The organism is Flavobacterium sp. 20NA77.7, assembly GCF_031326205.1.
Classification (GTDB): domain Bacteria; phylum Bacteroidota; class Bacteroidia; order Flavobacteriales; family Flavobacteriaceae; genus Flavobacterium; species Flavobacterium nakdongensis.
In genome coordinates, this window is sequence record NZ_CP133721.1 from 1,094,511 (window position 1) to 1,111,447 (window position 16,937).

The following is a 16,937-nucleotide window of genomic DNA, read 5'->3' on the forward strand; positions in this document are numbered from 1 at the left end:
TTTACAAAAAAAATAGCTAACTTGCTTCAAAATTAAGAATAATCATGGCAATTTACAGTCCTTTTTCGGCCAAAGAACTTGTTCCTCAAGAAGAAAAATTAGAAGTAGCTAAACATAAAAGTCAGCTTTTTATTGGTATTCCCAAAGAAACATCTTACCAAGAAAGAAGAATTTGTTTAACGCCTGATGCTGTGAGTTCATTAGTTAGTCATGGCCATCGTGTTATGGTTGAAGCAGGAGCTGGAATACATTCTAGTTTTTCTGATGCTGATTATTCACAAGCAGGTGCCGAAGTTACTAACGACACAAAAAAAGTTTTTAGTTGCCCGATTATTTTAAAAGTAGAACCACCTACTTTAGAAGAAATTTCATGGATGAATCTGGAAGCTATATTGATTTCTGCTATTCAACTTAAAACACAAAAGAAAGCCTATTTTGAAGCGTTGAATGCTAAAAAAATTACGGCTTTAGCTTTTGAATTTATAAAAGATGATGATGGTTCTTATCCTGCAGTAAAATCATTAAGTGAAATCGCTGGAACGGCTTCTGTTCTTATTGCTGCCGAATTAATGATTAACAACCATGATGGAAAAGGATTATTGTTTGGTAATATTACTGGTGTTCCACCTACAGAGGTAGTAATTTTGGGCGCAGGTACAGTTGCAGAATATGCCGTAAGAACAGCTATCAGTTTGGGTGCCAATGTAAAAGTATTTGACAATTCCATAACCAAATTAAGACGTTTACAAAACGCGTTGAATCAGCGTATTTTCACTTCCACGATTCATGACAAAGCCTTACTAAAAGCACTGAGACGTTGTGATGTAGCGATTGGCGCTATGCGTGGCAAAAACCGAACACCTATAGTTGTTACCGAAACGATGGTAGAATACATGAAAAAAGGTGCTGTTATTGTAGATGTAAGCATTGATTCTGGAGGTTGTTTTGAAACATCTGAAATCACAACACATGAGCAGCCCACGTTTATAAAAAACAATGTGATTCATTATTGTGTTCCTAATATTCCTTCTCGCTATTCTAAAACGGCAAGTTTATCTATAAGCAACATCCTATCTCCAATTTTAATAAATATAGCAGATGATGGTGGTATTGAAACTGCTATACGATGTGATATGGGATTAAAACACGGCATATACAGTTATCATGGCATACTAACGAATAAACCTATTGCAGATTGGTTTGATTTGGATCATAGAGATATTAATTTATTAGTTTTTTAATTTCTATTTTTAAGTATATTTGCAAAAAAAAGTATGTCCTTACGTTATAAATTAGCCTTTTATATTTTTGGGTTAACCATTGGGTTTTATTTTGTTGGAGAATTTTTAAGTGCAAAAGCAGCTTCACGAGGTGTTTATTTTTGTTATTTTCCTAATTGCAGAGTTTTAAAAGACATTAGAAGCAAGCCTTTTCAAACGAGTAAACAAGTGAATGACTTACTCGCTAAAAAGGTAACTACGTTGAAAGAAATTGATCAAGCTATTTTAAATGGTGATGTAGATTTTTCTAAAAGTAACCTACCTTATAAGAAAGGCAAAAAATACGTTATTGAATCGCAATTAGCTGCTAGTAAAAATGTTACATTTATTGTAATCAATTATAGCAATAGGGTACTTTTAGAAGAAGTAAAAATAAATTAACTTTTTCTTTAAAAATACTTGTAGAAATAAAAAACAAATGTATATTTGCACTCGCATTACACTAATGTAGGGCATTTATTGGGGCGATTAGCTCAGCTGGTTCAGAGCACCTCGTTTACACCGAGGGGGTCGGGGGTTCGAACCCCTCATCGCCCACAAAGTCCTTAGAAATAAGGACTTTTTTTATACTCCTAGATTTTGTTATATACCTTTATAGGTTTACATCCTCTACAGCTTTATAAAAGACACGTTTTATAATGGTTTTACTTCTAATCTAGAAGAAAGATTAATTCGACACAATCAAAATAATAAAGGTTTCACTGGTAATTTTAATGATTGGACAATCGTTTATACTGAAAATTATTCTTCAAAAGAAGAATCTGTTAAAAGAGAAACAAATCAAATCTTGGAAAAATCGAAAAATTTTGAATTTCTAGAGTTAAGTTTTAATGGATAAATTCATTTCCAAAAATAAATTTTCAGAATAGAAACCAAAACTGCCTGACTTTTACTAAAACAAATTGTTTTTCTATTTAATCTTTTAAGAGCAGTTCTCAACGTTAGATTTTTCCTTTCAATATGATTTGTACCAAATCTCTTTACCGAATGCATTCTCTCGTCAATTAAAAATTTATAATTCTTTAATCTGTCTGTGCATATTTTTTTTGCTTCGGAAAGGATTAATGTTTCCACAACACGTCTTAAAGTTTTATTGGTTCGCTTACCAACATTAAAACTTACTATATTTTTTGATTCTTTTTCCAGAGCATAGACTAACCATATATAATTTCGCTTACTTCTAATGTAAGTGTACATTTCATCAACTTCGTACGTTTTTCCTTTACTGATAAGGGGCTGATGTGTGTTTTTAGCAATTGTAATTATTCTCTTTAATAAAGTTGTAGTTGATATTTTTAAAATTCTTGCCGTGCTTCTTATTCCAAGGCCTTCTTTTGTAAATTGAATTATGCTTTTGTTTACCCAATGATTATAGGCTTTATAAGTATAAAAATCAATGAATCTCTTTTTGCATGATTTACAAATAAACTGTTGTTTCTTGTTCCCAGTAAAACCATTTTTTATAATTTGATTTGAACTACAACAAGGACAAATTTTGCTATCACTAAATCTGCAACACGAGGTGTCATTTTTTTCCATTTTATTTGATTTAAGCCCTTTAAACATAAAAAAAGATGAACTACATAGCCCATCTTTTTTACAATTATTTTTGATTTTTATTGATTATCAACTCATTAAACACCTTAAAAGTGTTCATCACTAAATCTGTTACATTACCGCTTTTGATAAATAATAATAAACCCCAAACGATTGTTTGGGGTTGGGTGGGTGTTATTGTAATAAAATGTCAAAAAGAATAGCCGAGACTTACTCCAAAGGAAAGCATACTTTTTGTTACTGGGTTATCTTTTAAAATAAATACTGGGTAAGCTTGAGCTACTATACCATCCTTTGTCATAAACCTATAACCAATACTTATAGAAAAATCAGATTCAAATTCTTTATAAACTTCACTTGAACTATATACAAAATTTTGACTAAAAAGAGCAGAATAGCCTAAACCTAATTGAGCAAAATGCTTTTTTCCATATAATACTGAAAAAACAAAAGGTACAGTTGTAACGCCTTTAAAATATTCACCGTGAAAATCATAACCTGGTTTTCTTCCTACTCCAGTACGGAATGAATAAATTAATTTCTCATTACCTGATAAAAATAATCGCTCGTAATTAACTGCTAGAAAACTATCCGAGTGCCCAAAGACTTCTAATGTAAAAACATTTTTCCTATCTAATATATCATTTCTTTGAGATAAAACTAATTGGTAACTAATAAGAAAAATGGTTATTAATATTTTTTTCATGTCTATTTGGCTTTACATCCTATTTTATCTATTATGTCATCGATTTGATTATTTCCAAGTAATTTGCTCTTTAAATAACAAGTACAAGCTTTTTCTTTTTCTCCTATTGCTTCATAAACTTGACCTTGATAAGATAGTATTAATAAATCATCTGGATTAAATTCTAAAGATTTATTAAAATCTTGTATGGCTAAATCATCCCCAGCTGCGCAAAGTCTCCCGACTTTGAGCTACTTTTGACTTATATATTTATCGAAAGAAGAAGGTTTTAACACATCAACTTTTGGTATTTCTAACAATTCTATTTCAATAATTCCAGTTCCATTAACATAATTACTTGCGCTAGAATAAATATAATCTTCAATATTTGAAACTATTCCTGCACGTACTGGATTCATGTGAATATAATCTAATTTCGACCACAAAAAATGCTCTGTATAAATCTCTTCTGCATGATTTCCATATTGCCAAAATTGATAATTTTTTATTTCTTGAATGAGTTTCTGTTGCTGATTTAAACCTTTCTAACATCCATTCTCTTCTACTCTCAGGTTCGGTTTGTATTTTGTTTAAAATTGTTTTAGCAGAAAATTTTTTAAAATCTCGCAATAAATTAGAAAGTTCAGCAGTATTAGATTGTATTATCATGTGAATATGATTACTCATAATAACATATCCATATAAAATCATTCCCTTGTTTTTTATACAATAATCCAAACATTCAATTATACAATCTCTATAATTCTTTCTTGAAAAAACATCTATCCAATCTACTACAGTAGTTGTTACAAAATGTGCTTTCTCTTGCTCTCTTATAATATATCCTTCTTTCATGGCGTGTAAATAATTTTATCAAATATAATCAAACTCAATACTTTTTAATAAAAAAAATACAAAATTAATACTGTAACTTTTTATTTAGTATTAGCTCAAAGTCGGGAGACTTTGCACAGCGGGGAGTTTATGCCATTTTCAATGAACTTTTACAAATAAACAAAAAAACCACTTCAATATGAAGTGGTTTTTTTGTTTATGTCGAAAGCTTCTTAATTCTTAATTATTTTTTTAGTTTCTTTGGCAGTAGCTGTTTCTATAGTTAACATATACACGCCATTTGAAAGTGTTGTTAAATCTAATTGAGCTGTAAAGCCATTTACGATTTTTATTACACGTCCATTTACATCTACTAATTGCATGCTTTTTACTTCAGCATTGTTTGCTGTATCTATATGTAAAATACCTGTAGTTGGGTTTGGAAATAAAGAAACATATGTAGGGTCTACATTAAATGAATTTATTCCTAATAAGCTATCAGCAGCAGTTGCTTTTACAGTTATATTGTCAAATACCATTGTTGCTGCAGCTGTATTTACAGCAGTGGTAGTTCCTCCTGCAACTGCAATTACATCAACTTCAAAAGGGTCAGTAGCTATTGCAGCTCCCGTTAATGCTAATCCAGTTGTTGCTATTCCTGGTCCTTTGATACGTACTTGACCTGTTGTTTTATTATAAGATACACCTATTCTGCTCACTTGACTTGCAGGTAAAATAATTCCTGGAGCTGCGGCAAGTCTCCAACTGTAATTTGCTGTAGTTGTTCCTGAAGTAGAATAACAAACTAAATATAATTCTCCTGTTGATGCATTAACAGCAAATCCAGCTAAAACTTTAGTATAAGTACTATCATATACATAAACTCCCATTAAATTTTGCGATGTACTCAATGCTCCTGGGTTGATATCTGCCTCAATTTCAATAATATTATTACCTGTGGTTCTAGCAGCCCATGCAGTATTAACCCCGTCTTTCCATATAAAACGACTACCTTTATCTCCATTAGGCCCTACAACCTGTAGCGCGTTTGACCCTCCAGACGTAACAATTTGAGCATTTGTGTAGGCCGCATTTGTTGAAGTTGTTGGTGCTGTTCCATTTGAAGCGGCTAAGTACCATCCACCTTGTCCAGCTGCTGTTGAAGTTGCAACATTTCCAAGCGTTAATGTATTAAAATCTTCTGTTTGCAAGGTTTGTGCCGATACAAAAGTTGCGACTAAAAGTGTAAAAAGTAAAGTTTTTTTCATAAAATATTGTTTTTGAGTTGTTTACAAATGTAAGTATTATTTTTTATCATTTATATTTTTTAACAAATAATTGTCTGCAAGTACTAAAGCAGCTAAAGCTTCAACAATAGGAACAGCTCTAGGAACTACGCATGCATCATGCCTGCCTTTTCCTTGTTGCATTTCTAATTTTCCATCTGATGTTAACACCTCTTGTTCTTGCAATAAAGTAGCTACTGGCTTAAATGCAACTTTAAAATAAATATCCATTCCATTAGAAATTCCTCCTTGTATGCCTCCCGAAAAATTTGTTTGTGTGGTACCGTCTTCATTGAACAAATCATTATGTTGACTTCCTTTAAGCGTAGCAGCTTGAAATCCTGATCCATACTCAAATCCTTTAACCGCATTAATAGACAACATCGCTTTTCCTAAATCGGCTTGGAGTTTGTTAAAAACAGGTTCTCCTAGTCCAACAGGTACATTTTGAATGATACAAGTTATTGTTCCTCCTACTGTATCGCCTTGTTTTTTAATTTCTCTAATTAATTCTTCCATTTGCTGGGCTGTAGCCGCATCTGGACATCGCACGTCGTTAGCTTCAATTGTAGTCAAATCTAAAGAAGTATATGGTTTATTGAGTTCTATATTCCCTACAGATGAAACATATGCCTTTATGTTGATGTTTGAAATGAATTGTTTTGCTACGGCTCCTGCTACCACCCAATTCACAGTTTCTCGTGCTGAACTCCTTCCGCCTCCATTATAATCTCTAATGCCATATTTTTGTTGGTACACATAATCTGCATGACTGGGTCTATAGGTGTCTTTTAAATGTGTATAATCACTTGATTTAAAATTAGTATTTGGAACCAAAAAACCAATTGGAGTACCAGTTGTTATGCCTTCAAAAATCCCAGATAAAAATTGCACTTCATCTTTTTCATTTCGTGCAGTAACTAATTTAGACTGCCCTGGACGTCTTCTATCTAACTCATTTTGAATAGCATCCAAGTCTAATTTAATTCCTGACGGACAGCCGTCTATAATTCCGCCATAGGCTACACCATGTGATTCTCCAAAAGTTGTTAATCTAAAAAGTGTTCCAATTGTATTTGACATAAATTGAATTTAAATTGTTTTTTTATATATTAGCAAAGTTAATTAATGTTTACTAATAAATAACAATATAGAATCCATGAAAACCCTTATCTACTTTTTTAGCTTATTTTTAGTATGTATTTCATGTTCTAATAGTGATGTTTCGGATGGAGGAGGAAATACACCAGAACTTGTTTTTACTATTCCAATGAATACAGGAAATTGGTGGACTTATAATGTAGTAGGAAATGGCACTACTACCAGAGATTCTTTATACGTTTCGGGCGATACATTAATTACACCTTATACCTACAAAAAATTTAAAGCTAAAAATAATTTAGCAACTGGTTTTTACTCTTCGTCACTAAAAAACAATGCTGTGCGAAAAGAAAACAACACTCTTTTTTTAACAGGAAGTTTAACAATCAATCAATTACAGGCATTACCAATTAGTTTTGTTTTAGATTTACAAAACTTTATAATTTTTAAAAGTAGCGCTGCAACAAATGAAACGTTAAGCACTAAAACAGGATCTTTTCAGCAAACAGTTAATAATAATCCACTAACTATTGATTATACTTTAACCTCATTAGGCGGGGAATCTTTTGCAACATTTAACTCTCCAAACGGCACTAATTATACAGATGTAAAAACCACCAAAATAGTATTAAATTTAAAAATTACGAGCACACAAATTATTGCTGGATTACCATTTACTATTACCTATTTGCAACCCCAAGATGTGATGACTTCTACGCTTTATATTGCTAAAAACAAAGGTATGGTATATTCCAATACAGACACTAACTATACAGTAGCGCAAGCAGTGGCTACACAATTAGGTATTCCATCAACAAACACACAAAATCAAAAGGAATATCTACATACCTATAATGTTAATTAATTCGTAAAATGATTCTGTCTTATTTAAATAGTCTATTTTTGTATTAAATTAAAAAAACATGAAAAAAGTACTTATTTTATCTTTGTTTGTTCTTGGTTGTGTATTTACTGCTCAAGCACAAAATTTTTCTAAAAACGCAATAGGTTTTAGATTAGGTGACAATGATGGTTTTGGTGGTGAAATCTCTTATCAAAGAGGTATTACTAGTAAAAATCGTGTAGAAGTTGACTTAGGTTGGCGAAATAGTAAACAAGTTGATGCGGTTAAGTTAGCTGGTTTATACCAATGGGTATGGAATATTGACAATGGGCTTAATTGGTATGCTGGAGCTGGTGGTGGATTAGGTAATTGGTCTTCAAACGGAACAAATGATGCCTTTCTTTTTGTAGCTGGAAATATAGGTGTTGAGTATAATTTTGATTTTCCATTGCAATTATCTTTAGATTTAAGACCAGAAATTTATTTATCAGATGGGGTAAGTGATGATTTTGGTCCAGATATAGCACTGGGAATTCGATACAGATTTTAATAAATAAGAGCCGTTAATTAACGGCTCTTATTATTTTACTACTATTTCTTTTCCTTTGGGGATGACTATAAATACATACGGCGCTGTTAATACGTTTGCTACTAAATCGCCTTTAGCAGGTATGATTTCTGTTATTGTTAATTCAATTTTAGTATCTGTAACAAAAAAATTTTCAACTTTAACATCAAAACCACTTGAAGGTTTTTCTCCCATAAAATAAGCAACTAAATTATGTTTTTTGAAATCTATATTTAATATTGTTTCATAATCTGTTACAGGTATAGCTAATTCTGTAATGAGATTTGTAAAAGCTTCGTTTGTAGTAATAATTCGAGTTTGTTTTGTTTTAATTGTTCCTTGCTGATTTTTATATACAATAGAATATAGCTGTTCAGTATTTTTTTGAGCGCTTTCTTTAGTTGAAGCAACAGGCAAACTTGTTTTACACGAATATGTAAATAAAATTAAAAAAACACTTAATATTCTAAATTGTGGTTTCATTTTTTAGATTTTGTAAGTTGAATAGCTTGGTTGTATAAATCTTCATAGAGAGGCATAATTGTACTAATATCATATTTTTTAGCTACTTGAAATGCCGATTCTTTAAATTGATGTAAAACGGCATCATCTTTTAAAATCTTAATGGCATTTTTACTCATTTCATCTATATCCCCTACATTACTTAAATAGCCCGACACGCCTTCTTTATTTACTTCAGGAATACCTCCTGAATTACTTGAAATAACAGGAACTTTAAACGCCATTGCTTCAAGAGCAGCAAGGCCAAAACTTTCTGTTTCAGAAGGCAACAAAAACAAATCTGAATATTTTAAAATTTGTTCTATATCGTTACTATTTCCAAAGAAAATTACTTTATCTGAAATACCTAATTCATCACATAATTTTTCGGCATGTATTTTTTCTGGACCTTCCCCTACCATCATTAATTTAGAAGGGATTTCTTTTTGAATTCTATAAAAGGTTTGAATTACATCCGGAATTCTTTTAACTTTTCTAAAATTAGATATATGCGTTATAATACGTTCATTTGAATTTGCTAAAACAGAACGTTGACAAACTTGACTTGTATCACTATGTTTATTTTCGTCAATCTCTATAAAATTTGGAATAACATGAATATCTTTTTTAATATCAAATAAACGATATGTATCCTCCTTTAAACTATGAGATACACTAGTAACAAAGTCTGATTGGTTTATGCTAAATGTAACCGCTGTTTTATAAAATGGATGATTGCCTACTAAGGTAATATCTGTTCCATGTAATGTCGTAATCATAGGAATAAAGATACCATCTTCTTCTAGCATTTTTTTTGCCATATACCCTGCATAGGCATGAGGAATAGCATAATGTACGTGCAAAACGTCAATTTGATGTAATTTTGCCATATCGACCAGCTTACTTGATAAAGCTAGTTCATAAGGTTGGTAATGAAAAAGGGGGTAATTGGGCACATTTACTTCATGAAAATGTATGCTAGGATTCAGCAAAGAAAGACGTACAGGTTGTTTATAGGTAATGAAATGAATTTCATGTCCTTTTTTTGCCAACTCTAAACCTAATTCAGTTGCCACTACTCCACTCCCACCAAACGTGGGATAACATACAATTGCAATTTTCATTTTATCTATTTTTTTAGTGCTTTTTCGTATTGAGCAATCCAATCAGCGACACTTACTTTTTTTACTAATTTACCAAGTAATTCAAGAGGTATTTCTTCCAATTTTTTAAAACGTACACAACTTTTCCCCATGTCTAATTTTTGCTTGGAATAAGTTGGATATTCAGCCACAAACCAATCATACAAACCTTTATCCATATACAAAGCCATATGATAAAAATTAATGCTGTTTTTTTGTGAGGCAAATGTTATAAATGGCAACGGTAATTTAGGATTACAATGATACCCATTAGGATAAATACTATGTGGCACATAATACCCTATCATTCCGTAGCTCATTCCTTCTTCAAAACCTTCAGGCAAATTTTCTATTATAATCTTTCTAATATTTTCAATAAAAGGACGTCTCTCTTCTGGTACAGAAGCTATATATTCTTCAACTGTAGTTGCATTTGATGTCATATTATTCAATAATTGATTCGTATATAATTTGTTGAATTTTTTCTCTAATACTTAATTTAGATAACTTGTTCACATCTGCATTTGGAAATGTTCTATTAGATAAAAAAACATACACAATTTCTTTTTCTGGGTCTGCCCAAGCCATAGTTCCTGTAAATCCTGTATGCCCAAAACTTGTCATGGATACACAACCGCAAGTAGGACCTTCGTTACCTAATTGTGGTTTATCAAAGCCTACGCCTCTTCTATTACCATCTTTACAAAAGTAGCACGTATTAAAATCATTAAAGGTTTTTTCAGAAAAGTAGTCATGATCGCCATAGGTTCCTTTCTGTAAATAAAGTTGCATCATTTTTGCTACATCGATAGCACTTGAAAAAAGTCCTGCATGCCCACTAACCCCACCTTGCATTGCTGCCGCCATATCATGAACGTAGCCTTGAAGGGTTTGGTATCTAAAATAGGTGTCAATTTCTGTTGGTGCAATTCGTGTAACTTCAAATTTTTGTAAAGGATTATATGTCATGGTGGTAGCACCTAATGAAGAATAAAAATTTTCATCTGCAAGCACATCTAATTTTTTATGTAATGCGTGTTCTAAATATTCTTTCAAAAGGATAAATGAAAAATCACTGTATTTATATTGTTTTGAAGGCAATAAGGGTGATTTCGCAATTAAATTAAGTATCGTATCATTATACGCTTTTCTTAAATATAAATTCCACGCCACTTTCGTCGGAAATTCTTCAGAATAACTTGTTCTATAATATAATGAATCAGGTCTTTTTAAAGAATCTAATGTTGCTTTATAAAAAGGAATCCAAGGTTGAAATCTAGCTTGATGAGTTAGCATATCTAAAACAGTTGCATTTGCTTTATTTGTATTTTCAAACCGAGGTAACATTTCACATAAACGAGTATCAAAACTTATTCTTCTTTTATCATATTGTTTCATGAATACAGGTAATGTAGCTAATACTTTTGTTAATGACGCAACATCATATATATCCGTATTTTTAACCTTTTGAATTGTATCATACGTATGGTAACCAAATGATTTTTGATAAATTATTTGTCCTTTTCTAGCGACAAGTACCTGTAAACCTGGCGTTGTTTTCTGAGTTATAGCATAATTAGCAAGGGTTTCAATTTGGGCTAATTTTTTTGAATCCATGCCTACATTTTCAGGGATATTATAGCCTAATCTTTTAATTTCATTAATTACAATTCCTTCGTTAACTAAAAAATTATCTTTAATAGAAACGGGTAATTTACCTTTAGCGGTTTTGGCACCAAAAATAATTTCGGCAACTATGGTTTGCACCATATCTGTATTTTGATACGCCTGAATAACTGTTTCTGTATGATGAAAATTTGGGAATTTTAATAAGGAATACGGCTTAGTAAAAAAAGCTAAAATAGTTTCATTTTCCTTAGAAATTTTATCAATCCAGTTGAGTTCTCTAAAAGTAAGTTCATTTTTTCGCCATGCTCCATCTGGCTTGTGATAGCCAATAATGACTTTAGAATAATTTGCTAAATCTAATAAGGCTGTATCTAAATCAAAGGCAGTAATTTCTGTAACTGAAGCATATTCTTTTAATTTAGTTAAAAAAGTATCATTAGCACCATCGCCTAATTTTACATAAGCTATTTTCTCTTTTTCTAATTTATGAATAGGAATAATTTTTGATTCATTTTTTAATACTGTAACTGCATTTTCAAATAATTGATAGTTCAATGCGTCATAGGAAACATCATTTAAATCTGAATATAAGTTTACTAAATCAATAGCCTTATAATTATGTAAGCCCGCTCTGTATTTATAGGTTAATATTTTTTTTACCGAATGCGCTAAACGTTCTTCTGAAAAAACATTTGCTTGATACGCTTGATTAAATTTTTCTATGGCTTTGGGTACATTTTCAGCAAACAACATGACATCATTTCCTGCCAGAAAGGCTTCTAAATCAACATCGCCAGGTTGCTTAAAATTACTAGCGCCCTTCATATTTAGTGCATCTGTAAAAATAAGCCCTTCAAATTTTAGTTCATTTTTAAGAATATTTGTCACCACGTGATAAGATAAAGAAGTAGGATATCCTTCGCGCGGCTCTATACTTGGCACATTTAAGTGCGCCACCATTACACTAGCCAAACCATTTTTAATGAGTTCTTTATAGGGGTACAATTCAACATCATCTAATCGGGCTTTATCAAATTTAACTACAGGTAAGGTATGGTGCGAATCGGTTTCGGTATCGCCATGACCTGGAAAATGTTTGGCGGTTGCAAAAACACCATTCTCTTGTAAACCTTTCATGTAAGCGAGTGCCCGTTTGGTAACATTTTCTTTATCTTCACCAAATGAACGATTTCCTATAATTGGATTGCTAGGATTTGTATTAATATCTACTACAGGGCCAAATGTAAAATGTACGCCTAACCTTTTCGCTTGTTTAGCCATTTGCATTCCCATTTTTTCAATCAATTTCATATCTTGGACAGCTCCAAGTGTCATGTTCCATGGATATTTTACAGTAGAATCTAAACGCATACTAAACCCCCATTCAGCATCATTGCCAATGAGTAAAGGAATTTTTGACTGAGATTGAAATCTATTGGTTAATTTAGCTTGTCTTACTGGACCACCTTGAAAAAAAATTAAACCACCAATTTTATATTGACTAATTAATTTTTCTAAGTCTTGAGCATGGGTTTCATTTTTGTTTGAATAAGCAGCAACCATAAATAATTGTCCTACTTTTTCATCAAATGTTAGTGAGTTATATATGCTATCAACCCAAATAGGTTCTGGTTGTATTTTCTTGTTAGTTTGTGAAAAAACAAATTGAATTAATACTAAAAAAAATAAAATATATAGGCGTTTCATTTGTGTTGTTTTATCAAATAAAAAATCATCAAAAGTAATTTACTCTTGATGATTTCAAAGTTAAGTATTTTTTTAGAAAAATCTACTATGCCAACTTTCACTTGCTGGCACTTCCCAAAATTCTTCCCATTCACCTTTTGTATTTACCAAATTATTAAATACAATCGTATGTTCGGAAACGGCTTTTTCTTTTGCCATTTTTTTAAAATCTAGTAATGATTTATGCGCTATATGTTCGCCACTTCTATATGTTACATTCATTTTATCTAATAGCTCTATGACAAATTGTTGCTCTAACTGTTGAATAAAATGAACAGAGGCATCAATAGAACATCCAGTAGCTTGCTGAACTTCTTGATTTACAGCGAAGATTATGAATCTATTATACTTAATTACAAAAGAAGCCGCTAAAGAAGTGCCGTGTGCAGCCCAATTTTCTATAAAATCTTGACATTTAGAAGTAATACTTTCTACTTCATCATCAGTTAGTTTTCTATTAGATTGATAAATCCAAATCTTTGCGTCTTCGGGTAATTCTTCAAAAGGTATATACATTATAGTTTTTTTATGTCGGAAATTACTTTTACGGTTACAAATCGGTTTAATTTTACATCAAAAAGTTCCGCATCAAAATAAGAAACTTGTACTTTATCATTTTGCTTTAATACTTGGTCTAAAATTAAAAATGAATTTTCAAAATTATTAATTAAAGCCATTTGATTTATCTTTCCTGAAGATTCTTTTACTGTTATATAATAAAATCCATCTGTTTTAGATCCTTGATAAACACCTGTAATTGTTATGTCGTCATCAGGTTCTTCGGTATTTACTGTTGTTGAATCTAACACTAAATCATCTTCAGATTCATCATTAAGTGTGTTTTTTCTATAGCTTTTGCCTAATGTTAAAATGATATCTGGACAATCTTTAATCATTTTCATTCCAACTTCCATTCCAAAAGTTTCCATTTGTTTAGAATCTGAAAAATCTAATCTCTTATTCTTTGGAAATTCATTTGAAAATTTCGTATAAGATTGCATAATACATAAACCTAATTCGACTTGTAATTTATCTACATCTGATGATTTAAGATCAATATTTTTCTTATTGATACATTCACAAGTTTCTTTACTTACTTTATCCATATAGGTTTGTCCAAACATCATAGTGGACAATAATAGAAAGAAGATTATATTTTTTAACATATTATAAATCTTGTGCATTAGCAATTAATTCGGCAATATCATAAACCTGTGCTTTATCTTCGTTGTGAGTATGCTTTACTCCGTCGGTTAGCATCGTATTACAAAATGGACAACCCGCTGCAATTATTTCTGCTTTAGTAGCTAAGGCATCTTCTGTTCGTTCTATATTGATGTCTTTAGTTCCTTTTTCAGGTTCTTTAAACATTTGAGCACCACCTGCTCCACAACAAAGTCCATTAGCACGTGAACGTTTCATTTCAACTAATTCTGCGTCTAATTTTTGAATTAATTCTCTTGGTGCTTCATAGATGTTGTTTGCTCTTCCTAAGTAACAAGGATCATGGAAAGTAATTTTTTTACCTTTAAATTGTCCACCTTCAATAGTTAATTTTCCTTCATCTAACAACGATTTTAAAAATGCTGTATGATGTACAACTTCATATTTTCCACCTAATTCTGGATACTCATTTTTAAGAGTATTGAAACAATGCGGACAAGCCGTCACTATTTTTTTTACTTCATAAGCGTTCATAACTTCAATATTCATAAGCGCTTGCATTTGAAATAAAAATTCGTTTCCAGCTCTTTTTGCAGGATCACCTGTACAACTTTCTTCGGTGCCTAAAACAGCAAACGAAACTTGAGCACGATTTAAAAGTTTTACAAAAGCTTTAGTGATTTTTTTAGCTCTATCATCAAAACTACCTGAACATCCTACCCAAAACAACACGTCTGGATGTTTGCCTTGCGCCATCATTTCGACCATAGTAGGTACTATTATATTTTCAGACATAGATTATATTTTAAATATGTTAGTTTTTTATCCTTGATGTTCTTCGTCATCAAAAACTTGAATGGTAACTTCTTTATCTACTAAATCAGTAAATTTTCCGTTATATCTTGTTGCTTTTACTAAATGATTATCAATCCAATGGTAATTACCTCCTCTTGGTTTTCCCATTAACATACCATGATATTTAAACCCATGATTTTGCAACCATGCTTCAGTAACTGCTCTGTGTGCTTCTGTACGTGATGTAAAAAAGTAAATAATATGTCCTTCATCATACCATTTATTAAGTGTTACTAATGCATCAGGATAAACGCCTGCAGTTACCATTCTTTCTGGCTCTTCATTTGGAATATCATCACAAATAGTTCCATCAATATCAATTAAATAATTTTTTATTCCTTCAGGCAAAATTGGACTTAACTGTTCTCCATTTATAGATAAGGCTTGCAATTTCCCATCGATTTCTTCTGCTTTCATTATATGTATTTTAGTTGTGTATTAGGATTCGTTTGCCCAATTCAATCTATCTTGTTGATTGTATTGCCAAGGCGCACCATTATTTTCAATATTAGTCATGACCGTATTTAATTCCATCGGTGCGGCACTTTGTTCCATAACTAAATAGCGTCGCATATCAATTATTATTGAAAGTGGACTTATACTTACTGGGCATTCCTCCACACAAGCGTTACACGATGTACATGCCCATAATTCTTCAGGGGTAATGTAATCATTGAGTAGCGATTTTCCGTCTGGGACAAAAATGCCTTTATTTGCGTCAATATTTTTTCCAACTTCTTCTAATCTATCACGCGTATCCATCATGATTTTTCGAGGCGATAATTTTTTACCCGTATTATTTGCAGGGCATGAAGACGTACAACGACCGCATTCTGTGCATGTATATGCATTTAATAATTGGACCCAATTTAAATCTTGCACATCACTTGCACCAAATTTAGCTGAAGCTGATTCAGGATTTGCAGGTGCAGCAAATGGATCGGCAGTAGGGTCTAACATTAATTTCACTTCATTAGTAACACTTGCTAAATTATCTAATTTACCCTTAGCATTTAAATCGGCAAAAAATGTATTTGGGAACGCTAAAATGATGTGTAAATGTTTTGAAAAATATAAGTAATTTAAAAAAATTAAAATTCCGATAATATGTAACCACCATGCTATATTTTCTACAATTTCGATAGCTGTAATGGAGAATGAATTGAAAAAAGGATGAATATATTGCGAAATAATGTTTCCATTTTCGGCTTGTTGAAAATGAATATCTGTTGCATTCATAATTAGGAACAAGGACATTAAAACCACTTCAAAATACAAAATAGTATTTGCATCTTTACTGGCATATCCTTTTAATTCTGAATTAGTAAAACGGTTAACTTTAATAACATTTCTTCTTATCCAAAATACAAAAACGGCTACTAATACTAATACGGCTAAAATTTCAAATGAGCCAATTAGAAAACCATACAGACTTCCTAAACCTGAAAATATTCTGTGTGTTCCAAAAAGACCATCAATAACAATTTCTAGTAATTCTAAATTGATGATAATAAACCCAATATACACTATTAAATGTAAAAGTGCTGGAATGGGACGAGAAAACATTTTTTTCTGCCCTAAAGCAATTAAGAACATGTTTTTCCATCTCGCAGAAGAATTATCTGAGCGATTAATAGCTGTTCCTAATTTTATATTTCTAATAATTTTTTTTACATTTTTAACGAAATACCCCACTCCTATGGCGAGTATACAAGCAAAAATAATATTGGGTAAAAAATTCATAG

At 31.4% G+C, this 16,937-nt stretch carries 20 protein-coding genes and 1 tRNA gene; 6 read left to right on the forward strand and 15 right to left on the reverse strand.

The genetic code is table 11. The annotated features are described in order from the left end of the window. Positions 1-44 precede the first annotated feature (44 nt). The 4 genes from RF683_RS04875 to RF683_RS10280 all read left to right on the forward strand — a co-directional run bounded on the left by RF683_RS04875 (position 45) and on the right by RF683_RS10280 (position 2,118). On the forward strand, positions 45-1,241 hold the full coding sequence (locus RF683_RS04875; protein WP_309533071.1) for an alanine dehydrogenase: 1,197 nt from the start codon (positions 45-47) through the stop codon (positions 1,239-1,241). Between the two features lie 33 nt (positions 1,242-1,274). Next, entirely contained in the window at positions 1,275-1,661 is a 387-nt protein-coding gene (locus RF683_RS04880; RefSeq protein WP_309533072.1) for a DUF4258 domain-containing protein, read from the forward strand. A gap of 81 nt (positions 1,662-1,742) precedes the next feature. Further along, positions 1,743-1,817, forward strand: a tRNA-Val gene (locus RF683_RS04885). Between the two features lie 82 nt (positions 1,818-1,899). Continuing rightward, positions 1,900-2,118, forward strand: a complete 219-nt coding sequence (locus RF683_RS10280) for a GIY-YIG nuclease family protein (RefSeq protein ID WP_408733696.1) — start codon at positions 1,900-1,902, stop codon at positions 2,116-2,118. Between the two features lie 2 nt (positions 2,119-2,120). Here RF683_RS10280 and RF683_RS04890 read toward each other — a convergent pair whose 3' ends face one another. The 6 genes from RF683_RS04890 to aroC all read right to left on the reverse strand — a co-directional run bounded on the left by RF683_RS04890 (position 2,121) and on the right by aroC (position 6,725). Then, complete coding sequence (locus RF683_RS04890) at positions 2,121-2,819, reverse strand: IS1 family transposase (protein ID WP_309533073.1); 699 nt, start codon at positions 2,817-2,819, stop codon at positions 2,121-2,123. A gap of 208 nt (positions 2,820-3,027) precedes the next feature. Further along, positions 3,028-3,543 carry a hypothetical protein gene (locus RF683_RS04895; RefSeq protein ID WP_309533074.1) on the reverse strand — a complete coding sequence of 172 codons (516 nt, stop codon included), beginning with the start codon at positions 3,541-3,543 and terminating at the stop codon, positions 3,028-3,030. 230 nt (positions 3,544-3,773) lie between these two features. Then, the gene (locus tag RF683_RS04900) at positions 3,774-3,941 is read right to left on the reverse strand and encodes a hypothetical protein (RefSeq protein WP_309533075.1); all 168 of its coding nucleotides are present in this window, start codon (positions 3,939-3,941) and stop codon (positions 3,774-3,776) included. Further along, complete coding sequence (locus tag RF683_RS04905) at positions 3,904-4,377, reverse strand: transposase (RefSeq protein WP_309533076.1); 474 nt, start codon at positions 4,375-4,377, stop codon at positions 3,904-3,906. The genes RF683_RS04900 and RF683_RS04905 overlap by 38 nt, the downstream gene beginning before the upstream one ends. 212 nt (positions 4,378-4,589) lie before the next feature. Continuing rightward, positions 4,590-5,624 (reverse strand): T9SS type A sorting domain-containing protein, encoded by a 1,035-nt coding sequence (locus RF683_RS04910; RefSeq protein WP_309533077.1) that lies wholly within the window; start codon positions 5,622-5,624, stop codon positions 4,590-4,592. Positions 5,625-5,660: 36 nt separating this feature from the next. Beyond that, a complete protein-coding gene (gene aroC, locus RF683_RS04915) occupies positions 5,661-6,725 on the reverse strand; it encodes a chorismate synthase (RefSeq protein WP_309533078.1) in 1,065 nt (354 codons plus the stop codon). Between the two features lie 76 nt (positions 6,726-6,801). Between aroC and RF683_RS04920 the strand changes: the two genes are divergently transcribed. Together RF683_RS04920 and RF683_RS04925 are read left to right on the forward strand one after the other, a co-directional pair. Then, positions 6,802-7,608 (forward strand): hypothetical protein, encoded by an 807-nt coding sequence (locus RF683_RS04920; protein WP_309533079.1) that lies wholly within the window; start codon positions 6,802-6,804, stop codon positions 7,606-7,608. A gap of 58 nt (positions 7,609-7,666) precedes the next feature. Then, positions 7,667-8,137, forward strand: coding sequence for a hypothetical protein (locus RF683_RS04925; RefSeq protein ID WP_309533080.1), 471 nt, complete (start codon positions 7,667-7,669; stop codon positions 8,135-8,137). 30 nt (positions 8,138-8,167) lie between these two features. Here the strand turns inward: RF683_RS04925 and RF683_RS04930 are convergent, their stop codons facing one another. The 9 genes from RF683_RS04930 to RF683_RS04970 all read right to left on the reverse strand — a co-directional run bounded on the left by RF683_RS04930 (position 8,168) and on the right by RF683_RS04970 (position 16,935). Beyond that, entirely contained in the window at positions 8,168-8,638 is a 471-nt protein-coding gene (locus RF683_RS04930) for a protease complex subunit PrcB family protein (protein WP_309533081.1), read from the reverse strand. Further along, positions 8,635-9,780, reverse strand: a complete 1,146-nt coding sequence (gene bshA / locus RF683_RS04935; protein WP_309533082.1) for an N-acetyl-alpha-D-glucosaminyl L-malate synthase BshA — start codon at positions 9,778-9,780, stop codon at positions 8,635-8,637. Before bshA ends, RF683_RS04930 begins: the two co-directional genes overlap by 4 nt. A 5-nt stretch (positions 9,781-9,785) precedes the next feature. Beyond that, the gene (locus RF683_RS04940) at positions 9,786-10,241 is read right to left on the reverse strand and encodes a DUF1801 domain-containing protein (RefSeq protein ID WP_309533083.1); all 456 of its coding nucleotides are present in this window, start codon (positions 10,239-10,241) and stop codon (positions 9,786-9,788) included. Position 10,242: 1 nt separating this feature from the next. Continuing rightward, entirely contained in the window at positions 10,243-13,134 is a 2,892-nt protein-coding gene (locus RF683_RS04945; protein WP_309533084.1) for a glycoside hydrolase family 3 N-terminal domain-containing protein, read from the reverse strand. A 72-nt stretch (positions 13,135-13,206) separates the two neighbouring features. Continuing rightward, entirely contained in the window at positions 13,207-13,689 is a 483-nt protein-coding gene (locus tag RF683_RS04950) for an ABC transporter ATPase (RefSeq protein WP_309533085.1), read from the reverse strand. After that, the gene (locus RF683_RS04955; protein ID WP_309533086.1) at positions 13,689-14,300 is read right to left on the reverse strand and encodes a hypothetical protein; all 612 of its coding nucleotides are present in this window, start codon (positions 14,298-14,300) and stop codon (positions 13,689-13,691) included. The genes RF683_RS04950 and RF683_RS04955 overlap by 1 nt, the downstream gene beginning before the upstream one ends. Before the next feature lie 40 nt (positions 14,301-14,340). Beyond that, positions 14,341-15,132, reverse strand: coding sequence for a (Fe-S)-binding protein (locus RF683_RS04960; RefSeq protein WP_309533087.1), 792 nt, complete (start codon positions 15,130-15,132; stop codon positions 14,341-14,343). Positions 15,133-15,159: 27 nt separating this feature from the next. After that, the gene (locus RF683_RS04965) at positions 15,160-15,609 is read right to left on the reverse strand and encodes an LNS2 domain-containing protein (RefSeq protein ID WP_309533088.1); all 450 of its coding nucleotides are present in this window, start codon (positions 15,607-15,609) and stop codon (positions 15,160-15,162) included. 21 nt (positions 15,610-15,630) lie between these two features. Beyond that, positions 15,631-16,935 (reverse strand): (Fe-S)-binding protein, encoded by a 1,305-nt coding sequence (locus tag RF683_RS04970; RefSeq protein WP_309533089.1) that lies wholly within the window; start codon positions 16,933-16,935, stop codon positions 15,631-15,633. Positions 16,936-16,937 lie beyond the last annotated feature (2 nt).